The 19,145-nt window shown below is 33.5% G+C and carries 17 protein-coding genes and 3 tRNA genes; 10 read left to right on the forward strand and 10 right to left on the reverse strand.

What is annotated here, in order from left to right; genetic code table 11:
* The first annotated feature begins 46 nt into the window (after positions 1–46).
* Together A9G35_RS09590 and A9G35_RS09595 are read left to right on the forward strand one after the other, a co-directional pair.
* Positions 47–1,570: a helicase HerA-like C-terminal domain-containing protein gene (locus A9G35_RS09590; RefSeq protein WP_065636653.1), complete on the forward strand. Its 1,524-nt coding sequence runs from the start codon at positions 47–49 to the stop codon at positions 1,568–1,570.
* 49 nt (positions 1,571–1,619) lie between these two features.
* Complete coding sequence (locus A9G35_RS09595) at positions 1,620–2,696, forward strand: AI-2E family transporter (RefSeq protein WP_065636654.1); 1,077 nt, start codon at positions 1,620–1,622, stop codon at positions 2,694–2,696.
* 38 nt (positions 2,697–2,734) lie between these two features.
* Here A9G35_RS09595 and bcp read toward each other — a convergent pair whose 3' ends face one another.
* The gene (bcp, locus tag A9G35_RS09600) at positions 2,735–3,211 is read right to left on the reverse strand and encodes a thioredoxin-dependent thiol peroxidase (RefSeq protein WP_065636655.1); all 477 of its coding nucleotides are present in this window, start codon (positions 3,209–3,211) and stop codon (positions 2,735–2,737) included.
* Between the two features lie 66 nt (positions 3,212–3,277).
* The gene (gene hemL / locus A9G35_RS09605; protein ID WP_065636656.1) at positions 3,278–4,573 is read right to left on the reverse strand and encodes a glutamate-1-semialdehyde 2,1-aminomutase; all 1,296 of its coding nucleotides are present in this window, start codon (positions 4,571–4,573) and stop codon (positions 3,278–3,280) included.
* A gap of 159 nt (positions 4,574–4,732) precedes the next feature.
* Here hemL and erpA point away from each other — a divergent pair, with 159 nt between their 5' ends.
* From erpA to A9G35_RS09620, 3 genes are all read left to right on the forward strand, one after another.
* Positions 4,733–5,071, forward strand: coding sequence for an iron-sulfur cluster insertion protein ErpA (gene erpA / locus A9G35_RS09610; protein WP_034914816.1), 339 nt, complete (start codon positions 4,733–4,735; stop codon positions 5,069–5,071).
* Positions 5,072–5,293: 222 nt separating this feature from the next.
* Positions 5,294–5,381 (forward strand) — tRNA-Leu (locus tag A9G35_RS09615).
* An 18-nt stretch (positions 5,382–5,399) separates the two neighbouring features.
* Positions 5,400–5,475 (forward strand) — tRNA-Gly (locus A9G35_RS09620).
* A 401-nt stretch (positions 5,476–5,876) separates the two neighbouring features.
* On the opposite strand, the gene A9G35_RS09625 is transcribed toward A9G35_RS09620, so the two are convergent.
* The 5 genes from A9G35_RS09625 to A9G35_RS09645 form a co-directional block, all read right to left on the reverse strand.
* Positions 5,877–7,916 carry an acyltransferase family protein gene (locus A9G35_RS09625; protein ID WP_065636657.1) on the reverse strand — a complete coding sequence of 680 codons (2,040 nt, stop codon included), beginning with the start codon at positions 7,914–7,916 and terminating at the stop codon, positions 5,877–5,879.
* Between the two features lie 613 nt (positions 7,917–8,529).
* Complete coding sequence (locus A9G35_RS09630) at positions 8,530–8,721, reverse strand: thermostable hemolysin delta-VPH (RefSeq protein WP_065636658.1); 192 nt, start codon at positions 8,719–8,721, stop codon at positions 8,530–8,532.
* Between the two features lie 90 nt (positions 8,722–8,811).
* Positions 8,812–8,885: transfer RNA gene (locus A9G35_RS09635), tRNA-Cys, on the reverse strand.
* A gap of 564 nt (positions 8,886–9,449) precedes the next feature.
* Positions 9,450–10,340, reverse strand: coding sequence for a DMT family transporter (locus A9G35_RS09640; RefSeq protein ID WP_065636659.1), 891 nt, complete (start codon positions 10,338–10,340; stop codon positions 9,450–9,452).
* An 11-nt stretch (positions 10,341–10,351) separates the two neighbouring features.
* Positions 10,352–11,218, reverse strand: coding sequence for a YicC/YloC family endoribonuclease (locus tag A9G35_RS09645; RefSeq protein WP_065636660.1), 867 nt, complete (start codon positions 11,216–11,218; stop codon positions 10,352–10,354).
* A gap of 157 nt (positions 11,219–11,375) precedes the next feature.
* Between A9G35_RS09645 and rph the strand changes: the two genes are divergently transcribed.
* Both rph and pyrE read left to right on the forward strand, forming a co-directional pair.
* Positions 11,376–12,092, forward strand: a complete 717-nt coding sequence (rph, locus tag A9G35_RS09650; RefSeq protein ID WP_065636661.1) for a ribonuclease PH — start codon at positions 11,376–11,378, stop codon at positions 12,090–12,092.
* Positions 12,093–12,105: 13 nt separating this feature from the next.
* Positions 12,106–12,753, forward strand: coding sequence for an orotate phosphoribosyltransferase (pyrE, locus tag A9G35_RS09655; protein ID WP_065636662.1), 648 nt, complete (start codon positions 12,106–12,108; stop codon positions 12,751–12,753).
* A 284-nt stretch (positions 12,754–13,037) separates the two neighbouring features.
* Here the strand turns inward: pyrE and proB are convergent, their stop codons facing one another.
* The 3 genes from proB to gpt are packed head-to-tail and all read right to left on the reverse strand — an operon-like array spanning position 13,038 to position 15,988.
* Positions 13,038–14,150: a glutamate 5-kinase gene (proB, locus tag A9G35_RS13260; protein WP_065636663.1), complete on the reverse strand. Its 1,113-nt coding sequence runs from the start codon at positions 14,148–14,150 to the stop codon at positions 13,038–13,040.
* Positions 14,151–14,177: 27 nt separating this feature from the next.
* A complete protein-coding gene (locus A9G35_RS13265) occupies positions 14,178–15,434 on the reverse strand; it encodes an alpha/beta hydrolase (RefSeq protein ID WP_065636664.1) in 1,257 nt (418 codons plus the stop codon).
* 20 nt (positions 15,435–15,454) lie between these two features.
* Positions 15,455–15,988, reverse strand: coding sequence for a xanthine phosphoribosyltransferase (gene gpt, locus A9G35_RS09670; RefSeq protein WP_081300194.1), 534 nt, complete (start codon positions 15,986–15,988; stop codon positions 15,455–15,457).
* A 148-nt stretch (positions 15,989–16,136) separates the two neighbouring features.
* Between gpt and A9G35_RS09675 the strand changes: the two genes are divergently transcribed.
* The 3 genes from A9G35_RS09675 to A9G35_RS09685 form a co-directional block, all read left to right on the forward strand.
* Entirely contained in the window at positions 16,137–17,600 is a 1,464-nt protein-coding gene (locus A9G35_RS09675) for an aminoacyl-histidine dipeptidase (RefSeq protein ID WP_065636665.1), read from the forward strand.
* Between the two features lie 641 nt (positions 17,601–18,241).
* A complete protein-coding gene (locus tag A9G35_RS09680) occupies positions 18,242–18,550 on the forward strand; it encodes a hypothetical protein (RefSeq protein WP_065636666.1) in 309 nt (102 codons plus the stop codon).
* 204 nt (positions 18,551–18,754) lie between these two features.
* Positions 18,755–19,145, forward strand: a 391-nt coding sequence (locus A9G35_RS09685) for a helix-turn-helix domain-containing protein (RefSeq protein WP_141673854.1), incomplete at its 3' end; no start/stop codon positions are given.

Here is a 19,145-nt window from a genome sequence, read left to right on the forward strand (position 1 = left end):
ACCGTAACAATATTATTTTAATCACAAATTAATAAGGGGTTACCTTATGAGTGAATCAATTGTAATTGCCAAAAGCCAAGGTAAAGATCTATCTATGATAGCGGCACTAGCTAATCGGCATGGTTTAATTACTGGTGCAACAGGTACGGGTAAAACAGTAACATTACAAAAAATGGCTGAAGGGTTTTCGAAAATCGGTGTGCCCGTTTTTCTTGCTGATGTAAAAGGCGACCTAACAGGCATTGGTGAACAGGGGATATTATCTGAAAAGTTACAAGCTCGCTTAGCCAGTATTGAAGTAAATGATTGGCAGCCCGATTCATCACCGATTGAGTTATGGGATATTTTTGCTGAAAAAGGAATACCCGTCCGCAGTACAGTGTCAGATATAGGACCGATTTTACTTAGCCGATTACTTGATTTAAATAATGTACAATCAGGTGTATTACAGTTAATATTTAAAATTGCTGATGATAACAACTTATTATTAATTGACTTTAAAGATCTTCGTACATTAATTCAATTCGTGGGTGATAACGCAAAAACGTTTACAACACAATATGGCAATATTTCGTTATCATCAATTGGTGCAATTGGGCGAGGGCTATTAACATTAGAACAACAAGGTGCTGAATTTTTTCTTGGCGAACCGATGTTAGATATTCAAGACTTAATGCAAGTTAATGCTCAAGGTCGTGGTGTCATTAACATTCTATCGGCAGAAAAGTTATACAATTCGCCTAAATTATATTCCGTGTTTTTGTTATGGTTATTGTCCGAAATTTTTGAACATTTACCCGAAGTCGGCGATCTTGATAAGCCTAAACTTGTTTTCTTTTTTGACGAAGCTCATCTTCTTTTTAACGATATTTCCCCCGCATTATTACAAAAAATAGAACAAGTAGTGCGTTTAATTCGCTCTAAAGGTGTGGGGGTTTATTTTGCTTCTCAAAACCCGACTGATATCCCTGATACGATCTTAGGGCAATTAGGTAATCGTGTACAACATGCTTTGCGTGCATTTACACCTAAAGACCAAAAAGCAGTAAAAACAGCCGCCCAAACTATGCGAGCCAATCCAAGTTTTGACACTGAAAAAGCGATTATGGAACTTGGCGTCGGTGAAGCGCTTATTTCGTTTCTAGACGAAAAAGGTCGCCCAAACATGGTTGAGCGTGGTTATATTATTGCACCAAGTTCAAAAATGGGTGCAATGTCGCCAGATAACCAAGCATCAATTATTCATCAATCTCGTTTTTATCATAAATATGCACAAACTTTAGATAGGCAATCGGCCTATGAAGTATTAAAAGCTGGGTTTTCGTTAAATAATATGCCTAATCAAGATACCAATAATAGTGATAACAAAAGTGATGATGATACCAACAATAAACAAAATAATGGCGGATTACTTAATTTTTTTAGCACACTCCTTTTTGGTTCTAAAGGACCAAAAGGCGGGCAACATGATGGTATAACCCAACAAATTGCCAAAAGTGCAACAAGACAAGTTGTGAATCAAATTGGCAAACAGATCACTCGTGGTATATTGGGTGGTTTTAAAAAATAATTAAATAGAGTTTATTACTCTCAAAAGTTAGTAAAGTAGGAGTATTTTAATGTTAAAAATGTTTATTGAATGGTATAAAAAGCGCTTTAGCGATCCGCATGTTGTTTCGTTAATGGTTGTAATTATTAGTCTATTTATCATCATCTATTTTTTCAATAAAATTCTGCTACCTGTTTTAATCGCGATTGTACTTTCTTATTTGCTTGATAGGCCAGTCAACTTTTTACACAAAAAAAATATTCCAAGAACGCTTGCTGTGGTAATGGTATTACTGCTTTTTTTGATGATTGTATTAATTGGATTTATGATCTTATTACCATTAATTTGGAAGCAAAGCATTAGCTTAATCACCAATATTCCAAACATGCTAAATTTTGCTAACAATTTTTTAACCACTTTACCTCAGCACTATCCAGAATTGATCGATGTACGCTTATTTGACTCAATAATCCAAGGTATTACTAACAAAGCTGTACAAACAGGTAACTCATTATTGCAATTTTCAATTGTCTCTTTATTAGGGTTAGTTTCAGTTGCGATTAATGCAGTCTTAGTGCCCATCATGATGTTCTTTTTATTAAAAGATAAAGCCAAAATATGGGGGTATTGTTCAAAAATCTTACCTAAAAATCGTACAATTTTAAACAAAGTAGCCAATGAAATGGATATGCAAATAGCTAATTATATTATTGGTAACGTATTGCATATTATTATTTTAACCGTTTGTATTTATATTCCTTTTTGGTATTTTGGTTTAGATTATGGACTTTTATTAGCTGTGATTGTAGGCTTATCGGTATTGGTGCCTTATGTTGGTATTATTATTTCAAGTATTCCCGTCATTCTTATTGCTCTCTTTCAATGGGGATTAACCGCTGAATTTGGTTATTTGCTATTTTTCTATATCTTAATACAAGCATTAGATGGTAACTTACTCGTGCCTTGCTTGTTTTCTGAAAAGCTCAATTTACACCCACTGGTTATTATTTTAGCGGTGATTGTCTTTGGTGGTTTATGGGGATTTTGGGGGATATTTTTTGCGATCCCATTAGCAACTTTAGTTAAAGCAATTATCAATGCTTGGCCAAAACAAGACGAATTAAATAATGCAAATGGTGTGAGTTAAAAGCAGACTAATAGCTAATCTGCTTTTATTTAATCTAATTATTTAGGGTGGTTTTTAAGATAATTTAAAACCACCTCATGATGGTTAGCAGTTTTAAAATCATTAAATACTTTTTCGATTTTCCCGTCTTTACCAATTAAAAAGCTAATACGGTGAATACCATCATAAGTTTTACCCATAAACTCTTTTTCGCCCCAAGTACCAAATGCTTGGGCGACTTCGTGATTTTCGTCAGAAAGCAATGTAAAATTTAATAACTCTTTTTCAACAAATCGAGATAACTTTTCTGGTTTATCGGTACTAATTCCAAGGATTGCTACATTATACTTTTTAAAGTCATCAGCACAATCTCGTAAATTACAAGCTTGCACTGTACAACCTGGTGTCATTGCTTTTGGATAAAAATAAATTAAAACACGGTGACCTTTAAACTCTTTCAAGCTTATTTGCTCTCCGTCTTGGTCTGGTAACGAAAATTGAGGAGCTTGTGCACCTTCTTTAAGTGGATTAACCATATAATTATTACCTATTTAAGTTAAGTCGTTTAATTTGTTAGTTCTTTGGGTATATTAAAAACAGCATCATCTTTTTAAATTACTAAAAAAACGGCTTGCAGCATCAATTGTGTGATTGATTTCTTTATCTGTATGTTTAAGTGACATGAAGCCTGCTTCAAATGCTGACGGTGCAAAATAGACACCTTCGTTAAGCATATGATGATAGAATTTTTTGAATAATTCAACATCACACTGCATCACATCTTGATAACTGGTTACTTCTGGAGCAGTTGTAAAAAATAACCCAAACATGGCACCTACATAATTCACCACTAATGGCACATTATGCTTTTTAGCTACCGCTAACAAACCGTTGGCAAGCGATGCACTTTTATCTTCTAATTCTTGATATATACCTACTTCCATCAACTTTGTTAATGTCGCATATCCTGCTGCCATTGCAACGGGGTTACCTGAAAGCGTACCAGCTTGATAGATTGGTCCAGTTGGTGCTAGTTGTTTCATAATATCAGCACGACCACCAAAAGCGCCAACAGGCATACCACCACCAATAATCTTACCTAAACAAGTCAAATCGGGCACCACATCATAATAATCTTGAGCACCGCCCAACGCGACTCTAAAGCCAGTCATCACTTCATCAATAATTAACAACGCACCGTATTCATCACAAAGCGTACGCAAGCCTTGCAAAAACGCTTTCTTGGCTGGTACGCAGTTCATATTGCCAGCCACTGGCTCAATAATAATGGTGGCAATATCGTTAGGATATTGTGCAAATTGCTTTTTGACTGATTCCAAATTGTTATAGTCACAAACTAAGGTATGCTTAACAAAATCATTAGGTACTCCTGGTGAGGTAGGGTGACCAAACGTAAGAGCACCAGAGCCAGCTTTAACTAATAAATAATCGGCATGTCCATGATAACAGCCTTCAAACTTAATAATCTTATCTCGCCCAGTAAATCCACGCGCAACACGAATGGCACTCATGGTTGCTTCGGTTCCTGAATTTACCATTCGCACCATTTCAATAGAGGGCATCAGTTGTGAAACCAAATTAGCCACTTTTATTTCAATTTCGGTTGGTGCGCCATAACTTAATCCATTATGCACGGCATTAATGACCGCATTAGCAACATCGGGATCATTATGCCCAAGAATCATTGGTCCCCAAGAGCCGACATAATCAATATAGGCTTTATTATCGACATCATAAATATATGCACCGTTTGCACGCTCAATAAACAAAGGTATGCCACCGACACCATTAAAAGCACGAACTGGAGAATTAACGCCACCAGGCATAACCGATAAGGCTTGATGATAAAGAGCTTCTGATTTGAAAGTATTTAGCATAATTGAGATAATCTCTATAAAAAATTTTGTTGTATTTATTCATAAAATCAAAACAAATTCAAGCTAGCTATTAGAAATTTATTTAATAGAAGTTTTCTATTTTGTATTTTCATTTAGCAAAGGTATATAATATTAAGATTATTATATTAGGAGAAGAACATGAGCGATGCCTTACCAATTAACTTTACTGATGCCGCCGCCAATAAAGTTAAGTCACTTGTTACTGAAGAAGAAAACCCAAACCTTAAATTAAGAGTTTACATTACAGGTGGGGGATGTAGCGGATTTCAGTACGGTTTTACCTTTGATGAAAAAGTAAACGAAGACGACTTAGCAATTGAAAAAAATGGCGTATCACTGGTTATCGACCCAATGAGTTTGCAATATCTTGTTGGCGGTACCATCGATTATGTTGAAGGTCTACAAGGTTCTCGCTTTGTGGTTGATAACCCTAACGCAACAACCACTTGCGGTTGCGGTTCATCGTTTAGTGTTTAATTTATAAAATTAGATTTTAGCTCTTTTAAAGGCTAATCACTTTTATTATTAACAATAAATTCTATTTTTTAAAATTTTTGAAGAAAAGGTTAACAAACCTACAAAATGTGACAAACATTGAGCAGTCAAACAAGAATTTGAATTTTTTTGTTGACGATAAATTTAAGATGAGTAAAATGCACAGCATTCAAAACGCAATTACTTCTTCGTAATTGGTTTTGAGCCCGGGTGGTGAAATCGGTAGACACAAGGGATTTAAAATCCCTCGGCCTTTTTGGCCGTGCGAGTTCAAGTCTCGCCCCGGGCACCACTAATAAACACTTCTCATGCGGGAATAGCTCAGTTGGTAGAGCACGACCTTGCCAAGGTCGGGGTCGCGAGTTCGAACCTCGTTTCCCGCTCCAAATTTTATAATTTAACAAAATTTCTTAACACATATTTAAATACTGAAAATAACTGATAAACAAACTTTTGTTTTCTATGTGTTGAATCATTAAATATTTGCTTGTTTATGCCACATCTCAATTAAAGTTTCATATTATTTTTTTTATTTTCTTAATCTTCAAACGGTATAGACTCCTGAATATTTTTTACAAAAATGTAATCATAAAAAATGAATAGTCGAGTAAATACCCGATATTGATTACATAGCTGTACTATTTTAAGCGGTAGTAACAATATGAAGACACCCTATCGCTTGCTTGTGATAAGGCGCTAATTTTGTTGTTTATGTTTATTTATTACTACAATTTATTAACTTAATGAAAAAATGCGATAAATTTCTACAAATAAATAATTAAATCTTTTAAAAAGAACGTGCAATTTTAACTATAACAACAATATCTGGCTTTTCTTTGCTTTCTGCTATTTCTTTAGGTAATATCGGTAATTGTTCATGCCAATGTCCCATAAAATATACATTTTTAAAAGTTGCAGAAAAATACTCTCTCAATGCTATAGAGAAAGAGTCGCCAATAACCCATACTTTTTTATCAATAGGAGCTAATGAATTAATACAATCTTCATTATTTCCAAAAGATATATGTGTAAATCCGATGTAAGTACATTTAACATCTTGAGGCGAATTAAAAGAAACTTCAAAATTATCATCATTATGAAATGTTAGATCTTTCTTTTTCAATCCGGCAATATCGGCAATGTCACCGTATTTACTATTAATCAATGTAAATGTAACATCAATCGGAGGGATACCAAGCTCTTTTAAAAAAGCAGTGTAGGCAATATAAGCACCTTTAGAATTCCAATGTGAATCAGTACGATGATAAATAAAGTTTTCATTTATTTTAGCAGCAGCCAATAAATCAGGTTCTGAATCATAAATGGTTAAATTTTTATTTTTACGCAATTCAGCAAGAAAAAAATCAAGATATCTTACTTTAGATAAATGAATTTGATCAGGTAAATATTGTGGATAAATTCTAGCTTTATCTGCTCCAATCAATAAAACAACTTTAGTGCCATATTTAGCCGCTTCCTTAGTAATATTGCCAAAAATTTTAGTTGATGCTTTGAGTTGTTTTTCTGTTGGCCTTATTGATAAGGTTAATTTTCTAATAATTTTTTCGTTTTTATCTCCTAAAAATAGAAAATCATCTTTTCCTTTAACCCAACGAAGAGAGTTGCCTCTATCAACATTAAATCTTTCGACAAATATTTTATTTGCAAATTTTGTGTATTTTTGGGTTTCATAAAAAGAGAAAATAATTAACGTAGGAATAAGGTAATAACAACAAAATGAAAATCTAAAACTTTTTTTATTTTTTCGACATGGAGTCTCTATGAAAAAATAACTTAATAAAGTAAGAATAATTATTAATACCATAACGAATAAATAATCATTGAAATCAGTTAATTCATCTATAATAAAATATTGTTTATATAAAGAAATAATTGGCCAATGCCATAAATAAAGAGAGTAGGATATCAATCCTATGAATACAAAAGGCCGATAAGATAAAATTTTAAATAAAAGAGTCTCTTTATCAGAGAAAAATAAAATTAATGCAGCTCCAACAACAGGGATCACGGTTATAAAACTTGGGAAAAGAAAGTCATTTGATATAAAAATAATTGAACAAATAATAATAATAAATCCAATTAACGAAAAGATATTTTTATAAAAAGAACTAGTTGCTAGATTATCAATCCAGTTTGATTTTGTATTATGGTCAGTAGATATAATACCGACAATAGAGCCAATTAACAGCTCACCAGCCCGACCAGTAAAGAGCGAATAGTAATTTTGGCGACTAAGATAATAATAATATGGTGAAATTTGTGATAAGCAAAATGATAAAAATGCAATAACACCTAAAATAAGTAATATTTTATTTTTATTAAATTTTATTTTCAGTAAAAAGAGTAAGACGAAAGGCAAAATGATATAGAATTGCTCTTCAACAGCTAAGCTCCATGTGTGGAGTATTGCCATATTGTCAGCAGATAGATCAAAATAACCACCAGTATTTTTAGCAAAAAAAAGGTTTTCCGCAAAATAAGTTGTAGATTTAACACTTTTTAGAAATATTTCAAACTCATCAGGATACAGAATAAACCATGCAAAAAATGTTGAAATAAATATCACTACAAAAAATACAGGTAAAATACGATTAATCCGTCGCTGATAAAAATTCTTGAACGTAAATTGATTTGTTTTCATTTCGGTGTAAATTGTTTTTGTAATCAGATATCCTGAAATAACAAAAAAAATGTCAACCCCAATAAATCCACCTGGAAGCCAAGAATTATTTAAATGAAAAATGATGACAGATAAAACAGATAAAGCTCTTAGACCATCAATATCAGATCTATATTTAATGCTCATAAATTACTACCATGTTTAATGAAATGAAAACGTATTTAAAATAATAAGTAAATTATTATTTTTTAGATAATCAATGTTAAATTACCGATAAAGGATTATTATTTAATTTTAAGCACTGAATCTTATATAGGTTTGATTTTAAAGTCAATGATGAGTCAATTACTGTAACTAAGATAACCTTAAGAATTTGATGACTATTACTACAAAACGAGAAAACTTACTAATAAAACACTATCTGAACATATCGAAATTTATTACAATCGTCTACGACGTCATTCAGCCAATGGTTGGGTATTGCAAAGAATATGAACAACAATATTATTAAAACCATAAAATGATAAAGATGATTGCTATCTAATATTTTGGAAAGGATGAAGGTTTTTTTAAAATTAACTCAAAAATCTATCTCATTTTTTAAATTTTAGATAAATTTTTGATTTTTAGCAAGATAACTTACGGTATTGATCATCAAATAAAAGGCTTGATAAGGTGTATTTACAGGCCAAAGAATAGGGCTTAAGGAAGGCAAAATAAAGCACAAAACATTCATTTTAATTGTAGTGGCTCGTATTATTGTAAACATTGTAGCTGTTTCCTACCTCTAAACCCTCCATTAATATTTATTATTCAGCAATAATAAGTATTCATTCCATTTATATTCTCTAATTGGCATCGGATTGCTGTCTTTAAAATATAAAACTAAAGCTGGTTTAATACCATTCCAATTATCTACAAACTCATATCTAATAAGATAACCATCCTTAATTAATCTTTTTGCTTTTGCATGATAATTAAAGTAACTCATAGTAAGCTCTGATAGGTTAAGTTTATAAAATTGGAAAAAATGATTATAACTAAAATAATAAATAAAAATACTAATTAATTTTATAAGGAATGGAGGCGCGTCCCGGAGTCGAACCGAGGTAGACGGATTTGCAATCCGCAGCATGGCCACTCTGCCAACGCGCCCTAAAGGTCTATCTAGATAGGCTGCAAATATTAGCATTGGCCTGATTAGCCGTCAAGATTAAATAGGTTATAATTACATCAATCACTTCATTTTTATTCTAATTTCTAATATTGTTTAGAAAAATGCCGAGCTGTAACCAATCATAGTTAAAATAATCATCTAAAATTATAAAGTGTTTTTTAAGAAATTGCTTAATGTTTTGTTTTTTATTTTCAGGTATTTGGTAATTATGCAATATCTTAATTAAAAGCAAGCATCACTCTTTTTATTTTTTAATCTCTAGACGGTATAGAATCCTGAATATTTTTTACAAAAAATATAACCTAAAAAGTGAACGATTATGTAAATTTCCTAGAGATAGATTGTTTTCACCGAATTATGCTGTTTATTTTAGTGTTTTATTTGAAGTTGTGTTATTTGATGCTTTATGGGCTTTTTAAAGTGGGTAAATAAAATTTTAGCTATATTTGGTGCCGATATTATCTATCTTGTTAGACTAAAACAGTTGTTTTAGGGGATAGCTAAATTAATTACAATTATTGTTTTTTTATGATATCAATGGTTTATCTTTTATTGGTGATACTTGATAGGGTGATAAAAATAAAACATATAAGAATCAATATAATGCCAAGCCATCGAACTAAAGATATTTGTTCGCCAATAATTAGCATCGCTAATATGCCTGCAATAACAGGCTCTAATAAGCTGATTGTTATAGCCGAGCTAGCCGATATTTTAGATAAACCATAGCCATAACATAAATACCCCATAAACATGGGGATTAATGCCATATAAATACAAACAACAATATTGGTTAGTGAGTCAAATAATGCAGCTCCTGTAAGCAGCATAACCGGTATGAGTAGGATGCCACCGCATCCAAACGTTGCCCCCATGGCCGATTTTGTTGATATGCCTTTTAACATTAATTGACGAGCTGACCATGAATATAAGGCATAGGTAAATCCAGCAATTAATCCTAATAAAATACCTATAGTGGTGTGTTCATATTGCGTTGCGGTGGAATTATCTTTTGAAAAGGCAAGTAAAATTATCCCCAAAATACCCAAGGCTGCTCCTATTACCCATTGTTTAGTTAGGCAAAAATCACGACTAATATATTCAATGAGCGCCGAAAGGATCGGGGCAGATCCAATAGAAACCACCGTTCCAATGGTTACACCTGATAATTGCATAGAGCTATAAAAAGCTAAAGGGTAAAGCATAACAGCAATAGCACCAACAGTAAGTAAGTGACCATGCTTGATTAATAAATGGCGCTCTTTGATTATTTTAGATATCGCCAATGTGCATTGTAAAATGCCACCAATGCCCATTGCTAACGAGCCAATAAGTAAAGGTGAAAGCGAGGGCGCAAATGTAGCAGCTGTGCCCGTTGTTCCCCATAAAATTGATGCCAATGTAACGGTTAAAATACCCAAAGATTTATTCATGAATCAAATCATTACTCAATGTTTTGTACTTGCTCTCTGATTTGTTCAATAAGCACTTTGAGTTCAATCGCACTAGCTGTCACATCAGCATTAATTGATTTAGATGCAATAGTGTTAGATTCTCGATTAAATTCTTGCATCATAAAATCAAGTCTGCGCCCGATAGCTTCGTTTTTCTTTAAAATAGAATAGGTTTCTTTAACATGTGTCATTAAACGATCAAGTTCTTCAGCAACATCAATACGTTGTGCAAGCATAACAATTTCTTGTTCAAAACGAGAATTATCAAGTTCAATATTGGCTTCTTCTAATTTACTTTTTAGCCTCTCTTTTTGCCATTCAAGAATTTCTGGCATCCATTGACGGATTTTGTCAACTTCTGCTGTAATTGCTTCTAATCGTTTGATAATAAGATCACAAAGTGCTTTACCTTCGCGTTCACGCACCGTAATAAATTCATCAATTGCAGTATCAAGTAGCGCTAAAATTTCTTGCGAAATGGTATCTAAGTTTTGCTCTTTTGCCGACATTACACCCGGCCAGCGCAATACATCAATAGGGTTAATTTGCGCTGAGTCATGCTCGGTTTGCACCCAACTTGCCGCATTAAGTATTTGTTTAGCTAGTTCTTTATTTAATGAAAGCTCTTGATGTTGTGCTGATGGATCTAATTCAAAGCGTAAATTACATTCGATCTTTCCACGAGTTAGGCGGTTTCGTAATCTTTCACGAATGATAGGTTCAAGTGAACGAAATTGCTCAGGCAAACGAATATATGTTTCTAAGTAGCGTTGGTTAACTGAGCGTAATTCCCAAGAAGCAGTCCCCCATGGTTGGTTTAGCTCTTTTCTTGCATAAGCAGTCATACTTGAAATCATAATAACATCCTAAAATTGTAAAAAACTTGCTGGGCATTGTATCATAAATTCTGTATAATGCGCTCTTAGCTTAGGCTAAACATCGACTTATCTTGTTGATGTCCTCCTAAATGATTAACTCAAAACTAATTTTAAACAGAAACTGTTGGAGAAATGCATGCGCCCTTCTGGTCGATCTGCGGAACAAGTCCGCCCAATAAAAATAACCCGTCATTATACTAAGCATGCAGAAGGTTCTGTATTAGTTGAATTTGGTGAAACCAAAGTGCTTTGTAATGCTACTGTTGACGAAGGTGTTCCTCGTTTTTTAAAAGGGCAAGGCCAAGGGTGGGTAACTGCTGAATATGGCATGTTACCTCGTGCAACCAATTCAAGAACACAACGTGAAGCTACTAAAGGTAAACAAACAGGCCGAACAATGGAAATTCAACGCCTAATTGCTCGCTCATTACGAGCAATGATTGACTTAAAGCTGTTAGGCGAACATACCATTACACTTGATTGCGATGTTATTCAAGCCGATGGTGGTACTCGAACGGCCTCAATTACTGGTGCTTGTGTTGCTTTAAATGATGCTATTAACCAAATGTTAGCCAATGGAAAAATCAAACAAAACCCAATTAAATCACTAGTTGCGGCTGTTTCTGTTGGTATTGTTGAAGGTGAAGCGCTTTGTGATCTGGAATATATAGAAGATTCAAATGCCGAAACCGATATGAATGTTATCATGACCGATGATGGGCGAATCATTGAAATACAAGGCACAGCAGAAGGCGAGCCATTTAGTCATGAAGAGTTATTAAAATTGTTAGCATTAGCAAAAAATGGAATAGCAACCATTATTGATGCTCAAAAACAGGCCTTAAAAGATTAATTGGAGAAAATCAATGAAATCATACAAAAGTGAATTTATTGAATTTGCATTAAATAGACAAGCCTTAAAATTTGGCGAATTCACGTTAAAATCAGGTAGAAAAAGCCCTTACTTCTTTAATGCTGGTTTATTTAATACCGGAAAAGATCTTGCATTGTTAGGCCGTTTTTATGCTGCCGCATTAATGGATGCTCATTTAGAGTATGATGTGATTTTTGGTCCTGCTTATAAAGGTATTCCAATCGTTTCATCAACCGTGGTCGCCCTTTCTGAACACCATAATGTTGATGTGCCTTATTGCTTTAATCGCAAAGAAGCCAAAGATCATGGGGAAGGTGGTAACTTAGTTGGTAGCTCTATTTATGAACAGCGCGTCATGTTAGTTGATGATGTAATTACCGCTGGTACCGCAATTCGTGAATCTATGCGGATCTTAGAAGACAATAAATCTAAACTTGCAGGCGTATTAATCTGCCTTGATCGTCAAGAAAAAGGTCGTGGTGAACTTTCAGCCATTCAAGAAATTAAACAAACTTATCATTGTGATGTTATTTCAATTATTACATTAGATGATTTGATCCAATACCTTTACAAAGATCCTGCTCGCAAAGATCAAGTGGGGCTTGTTGAAGCATATCGTAATGAGTATGGAATAAAATAAGCCATCTACTTTTTTGCTTGTATACTTCAACTCAAAAAAGCATCGAAAGGTGCTTTTTTATTTTAAGATATAACTTGTTTTGATGTTTTATATTCAGGCTTTATCTTTGTCAAAAAGTTTTAGAAAAATATAACATTTCAGTAAAAAAATTTTATTTAAGTTGATAAAAATTAACTTATCTATATGAAAAAGCCCAGTTGTTTACACTTCATACTTAAAATAATTCTAAAGTAGTGATCAAAACAAAAATAATTGCAAATGATAAAAGTATTGGTAACGTCTCATTATTGTTTGATTATCATATCGTCACGGTGAACAGCAACGTGACCATATTCATAGCCAATAATTTGACTAATTTCTTGAGAATGATGTCCAGCAATTTGCCTTAAAGCATCACTGTTATAGCGACTGACACCGCGTGCAATGCGTTTGCCAACTTTATCGCAAATATCAATTACTTCACCACGAGAAAAATCTTTTTCTACATTGATAATTCCTTTAGGTAACAGCGAACTACCATTATTTAATATTGCATTAACTGCACCATCATCTAAGCGCACTATGCCTGCTTTGGGTGCACCAAAAAGCCAGTGTTTTCGATGCTCTAGTGGGGTTTTTTGTGGTATAAATCGTGTACCGACAGATTGATTATTGATAATATCAATAATGACGTTGACTTTGTTTCCTGCGGCAATTATGACTTCAATACCAGCACTACCGGCAACTTCAGCGGCTTGTAGTTTTGTGCCCATGCCACCTGTACCTAGCCCTGAAACACTATCACCTGCGATGCTTCGTAAATTATCATCAATATGATCAATTGTATGAATTAGTTTGGCACTTTTATCAGATCTTGGATCTGCTGTATATAGTCCTTCAATATCGGTTAATAAAATCAGTTTATCAGCTTCAGCTAAGATGGCAGCTAGTGCTGACAAGTTATCATTATCGCCAACTTTAATTTCTGCCGTTGCAACCGCGTCATTTTCATTGATGACAGGAACGATATGATTATCTAACATTGCTTTTAGTGCATCTTGTGCATTTAAAAATCGTTCGCGATCTTCCAAATCAGCTCGAGTAAGTAACATTTGACCGATATAAATCTTATAGATGGAAAATAGCTGTTCCCAAAGTTGTATTAATTTGCTTTGTCCAACAGAGGCAAGTAATTGTTTGGATGCAACGGTATTAGGTAGAGTGGGGTAGTTAAGATATTCGCGACCTGCTGCAATTGCACCTGATGTAACAATAATAATTTTATGTCCATCTTGATGTAAAAGTGCGCATTGTTGAATAATTTTAATTATTTGTGCTTTATCTAATTGCTTAGAGCCACCAGTAAGCACACTAGTACCTAATTTAACAACAATTGTTTGTTGTTTTTTGTTGCTCATAATATTACTCTTTTGTTTAAACGTGAATTATAGAACTGACTCCATCCATTTTACTGATTGTGTTAACGCTTGATGCAAGCTTTTCTGTAATTGTTTTTTAGGAACAGTTACTACTTTGTTTTGTTTCGTTGAATGAATCAATTTTGCTTCGCAAAGGTTACTGAGTTTATCATCTTCAAAAATAATATTCATAACAGGAACTTGGCAAGCATGAGTTAAAAGCCCTTGATTTTTTAGTGAAAAGTAGTTCAATTCAGCGGCTAATTGTTGGTTGGATATTGATGGTAATCCTAAACGACTAGCTAGCATATCTTTGTAACTATTAGGTAGATTTTTTTGTAACGCTTTATCAACAAAAATTTGGTGGATGAGTGGAGTAAAATTAAATAACCCTTTTATTTTATTGGGCATTAAATAAGCTAAACGTGTTGCAATGTGTGAACCAAACCGAAATCCTGCAACAATAATACGATTATTATCAACCCAAGGAATGGATGGAAGTTGTTCTATTATAGCTTGATGAATTTGGCTACTATTTTGTGATAAAGCAAAGTTACGGCTATAACCAACAGTGGGCAGATCAACCGTTAGCATAGCAAACCCATTAGGTGCTAAAAATTCACTAAAATAACGGTAATAATCAATTTGTAAATTACCTAATGCGTTACAAATTAGCACAACAGGACAAGTCCTTTCCGTCTTTGGTAAATGTAACATTGTCTTAACATTACGGTTATCAACTTTAAATTCAAGTTCTTTAATCAAAAAAGGGGAAAAGTTAATTGCTTTTGCATAAGTTTGGTAAGCACAAGTTTGGGCGTGCATTGCAAGTTCGTCAGTTTTAAAATGTGGATAGCTAGCAATACTTGATAATTCACTGGCAATAAGATAATAATTGAGTAAATTATTTTTATCTTCACCGGTAAGATTCGTTTTATCAATCGATTCAGCTTTAGCTTGCCATGCTGCTGCTTGATTTAAAAACTCATAAACCCAGTTACCAGATTGGTAACCAACGACGGTATCTAACCATTTATCATTGGTGTGTAGTTTAGTTGAAGCGGCAATTTTTGCTAAAACCGCTTCAGCTTCTAATTTTGGTAATCCTCGCCAATGCCATAAAACCGCATTAATAATTCGATACCATCTTGAGTCAATCTCACCGTCTAAGGCGCTAATGCTACTACCATCACCACTATCGATACGATTAATAAGCGTTGATGTTTCTGGGCAATCAAATTGTGGTTTAAATATTTGTGCTGTTAGATTTTCGATAGCTACCATAACGAATTTAATTTTCTTGATTATTTGTTATCGCAAATCGGTTTAACAAACATGACACCGGTATCCCAAGGCTGTTCTATCCAAGTATCTTGCTCAATATCAATCACATAATCATCAACAAGGGGCTTACCAGCTGGTTTTGCAAAAATAGTGACAAAATGAGCTTTTGGGTACATTTCGCGAATTGTGTGAGCGGTGTTACCTGTATCAACTAAATCATCAACCACGATAAAGCCTTCTCCATCACCTTTGGCTTGTTTTAATATTAGCTTTTCACGTTGGTGATCATGATCATAGCTTGAAATACAAACCGTATCGACATAGCGAATACTTAATTCTCGCGCTAAAATAGCAGCTGGAACAAGCCCGCCACGGCTAACGGCAATAATGCCTTTCCATTGGTTTGCAGGTAATAAACGCTCTGAAAGTTGACGACCGTAGGATTGTAACATTTCCCAGGTGACGTTGAATTTTTTCTTTTCAGCAATAAGTTCTGCTTTTTGTTGTTTTTTTGCTTTAATTTCTTCTTCTGTTAATGTTTGTTCTATTGACATGAGTAACCTGCAATTTTAATCGGATATACGAATATAATAAATTAATATTAATGGACTAAAAATAAATGTAAAATTGCACCTTATTATAGAGTGGTTAGATAAAAAAAACCACTCAAATTTATTACTTACTTAATATTGGGGTTATATTATGCTTTCTACACTAAAACCTAGTTCTGTTTGGCAAATTTTTAATGATATTTGTAATATTCCGCACCCGTCTCATCACGAACAAATGATTACTAAATATATTGTCGATTTTGCCAATACACATCATATTGATTGCAAACTTGATAAAGTGGGTAATATTTTATTAACTAAGCCCGCTACCAAAGGTATGGAACAGTGCCCATCAATTGCTTTACAAGCACACATGGATATGGTGCCACAAAAAAATGAAGGTACTATTCACGATTTTTTAACCGACCCAATTCAAGCTTATGTTGATGGTGATTGGGTAAAAGCCAAAGGTACTACATTAGGCGCAGATAACGGAGTGGGACTAGCATCTGCACTTGCTGTTTTAATTGATCCATCAGTTGAACATGGACCGATTGAAGTATTAGTAACCGTGTCAGAAGAAACCGGCATGCATGGCGCTTTTGGTTTACAACCTAATTGGCTAAAAAGCCAATATTTAATTAATACCGATTCTGAAGATGAAGGTGAAATATTTACGGGGTGTGCTGGTGGCGTTGACTTTACAACCACCTTTGCTATTACTTATGCGGTAATGCCAGAAAAGCACGATTGCTATATGAATCTTTCACTTAAAGGATTAAAAGGTGGACATTCCGGGTGTGATATCCATCTTGGTCGAGGTAATGCAATTAAATTAATGGCTCGCTTTTTAGCGCAATATGCGCAAGATATTTCCTTTAGATTAGCCGATATAAAAGGTGGATCATTGCGTAATGCGATTCCAAGAGAAGCCTTTGCTGAAATCACACTAAATAAACAAGATCTACCTAAATTACAAGCCATTGTTCAACAGTATCAAACTATCTTACACAATGAGTTAGGTCATGTTGAACCGACTATTGAAATCACTTTATCAGAAGTTCAGTCCAATAAAGTAAAACGTGTACTAACTACTGAACATCAAAATAAAATCATCAATTGGCTAAATACAGCACCTAATGGCGTGGTTAGAATGAGTAAACAGCTAGATGGTGTGGTTGAAACTTCACTTAATTTAGGTATTGTTAATATTGAAGATAATCAATTGAATGTTCATTTTTTAATTCGTTCTCAAGTTGATAGCGCAAAAGATGCGGTTGTATCAACATTGATATCGCTTAGCCAATTAGCAAATGCTAATTATGAAATTAGTGGAGGGTATTCTGGTTGGGAGCCTAATTTAGATTCACAATTGTTACAACTTGCAAAAAATAAATATCACGAAATTTTTTCTCAGAAAGCCAAAATAATGGTGATTCATGCTGGGCTTGAATGCGGTTTATTTAAACAGAGTTACCCAAATATGGATATGATTTCAATTGGACCAACAATTGTTTCACCGCATTCTCCAGACGAAAAAGTCAATATTCAAAGCGTTTACCGATATTGGGAATTATTAATAGCGATCTTAAAATCGGCAAACCATCTAAAATAATCTAACGCGTACCTACCGATCTTTATCGGTAGGTATTTACACGCCATGATTAAAATAATCCGCTAAAAACGCATAAGGCGTTTTGCCTGAAATCCCTTTATGTGATTTAACCGTATTATAAAAATCAATAAAACGTTAAGTTTTTTGTCTTTTTTTTGTATCACTAAATATTTGTTGATAATGCCACATTTCAATTTAAAGCTCGTATCACTCTTTTCATTTTTTATCTCCAGACGGTATAGAATCCTGAATATTTTTTACAAAAATTTAACCTAAAAAAGAATAGTCGAGTAAATACCCAATAGTGATTAAACTGTTCATTAGTGTTTTATATTCATAGGAGTGATGTTATTTAATGTTAAATGAGTTTTTTGAGGTTATAAATAGCATGTTCTAGATAGACATCGCATTTTGACAGGCAGGTTTTTATAACGCTCATTCTAGCAGGTTAAAAGAACAGACAGCTTCAATCGGGCTTTATTTAGCACATTATAAGTCGCTAGCTTATTGAATATAAAGCTTTTAGCTAAATTGTTGACAGTTATTTTTCTTGATGATATCAGCGACTATCGCTTGTTTGTGATAATGAGTTAAGTTTTTTATGTATATTCATTATAGTATTATTCAAAAAGTGATTAATTATGAGCAAATATAACTTTCAGTTTAAAGAGTATAATTGGATAAACAAGAGTTTAGATTCAGAAGAAAACACACTCAACAATATCAAAGAAAACAATTTAGATAATAATCTTAACAAAGAAGAATTAGAGTTAATTAAAAACCCTAAAAAATGGGCTGAGTATGCCTTTTCAAGCCTTAATCATCAACAATATTATGTGACAATCTTAGCCGGAGAAACTCCCTTAGCTTACATAAACAATTCATTTTATGGAATAGATATTAGCTTTTTAGAATATAATCAAGAAGGAGAATTGGTAAAATATTTATAGATGGTATACAACAAATATAATATGGATTTATATTTTAAAACAAATAAATTAATAAATTGGGATGATAATAATTTATTTTTATCTCAAGTGGAAGTAACAAAAGAAGATATAAAAAATAAAATCCATAATAAAGCATTAAATTTGTAATAATCTTTACTTAATCTGACATTTAAGTTATTTTATAACACAAAAGGAGAGTCAGAAATGAATCAAACCGCCAAAATCATTAAACCTAAATTAGGACTACTAGAATTAGCTAAACAACTCGGTAACGTTCAACAAGCTTGCAAAGTCATGGGATACAGTCGAGATAGCTATTATCGCTTTAAAAAATTGTATGAGCAAGGGGGTGAGCTTGCGCTTCAAGAAATCAGTCGTAAAAAGCCTATCGAAAAAAATCGGGTAGAGCCACATATAGAACAAGCCGTTGTTAATATGGCCTATGAATATCCAGCTTATGGGCAACATCGAGTTGCCAATCAACTTCGTCAAGAAGGCATCATGGTGTCAGGGAGTGGGGTACGCTCTATTTGGCTACGTCACGATTTAGAAAGTTTTAAAAAACGCTTAATAGCCCTAGAAACCAAAGTGGCAC

The organism is Gilliamella sp. Choc5-1 (assembly GCF_001690595.1).
Classification (GTDB): domain Bacteria; phylum Pseudomonadota; class Gammaproteobacteria; order Enterobacterales; family Orbaceae; genus Gilliamella; species Gilliamella apicola_M.